The 419-nt window shown below is 74.5% G+C and carries 1 pseudogene; it reads left to right on the top strand.

Annotated features, from left to right (window positions below):
• A pseudogene (locus J0695_RS41445) lies at positions 1-419 on the top strand (RNA-guided endonuclease TnpB family protein); the annotation flags it as partial.

Raw genomic sequence — 419 nt, 5'->3', positions numbered from 1 at the left:
AAGCTGACCGCCAGGGGCAGGCAGGTCATGGGCCGCTCGGTGGTGGTGCGGAGGCTGAACCGACGCTGGGCGCGGGTGAAGGTGCCCGGCTGCGGCTGGGTGCGCTTCCGCCTCACCCGCACCGAGCTGCCGGTGGCGAAGACCTTCCGGGTCACCTTCCGCAACGGCCGGTGGCACATCGCCTTCGCGGTCATCCCCGACCCCATCGACGCGCCCGGCATGGGGGAGGTCATCGGCATCGACCGGGGGGTGACGATCACCGCCGCCCTGTCCGACGGGCAAAAGCTGAACTGCCCACAGCTCACCACCCGGGAGCGGGCCCGGGTCCGCAAGCACCAGCGCCGGGCGGCCCGCGCCCCCAGGGGCAGCGAGGCCGAGGCCGCCGAGCACGCGAAGGCGGCCGGGCTCAAGGCCCGCGA

The sequence above is a fragment of the Streptomyces beijiangensis genome (genome assembly GCF_017315755.1).
GTDB lineage: Bacteria > Actinomycetota > Actinomycetes > Streptomycetales > Streptomycetaceae > Streptomyces > Streptomyces beijiangensis.
This window is presented reverse-complemented; position numbering and strand designations above follow the sequence as displayed.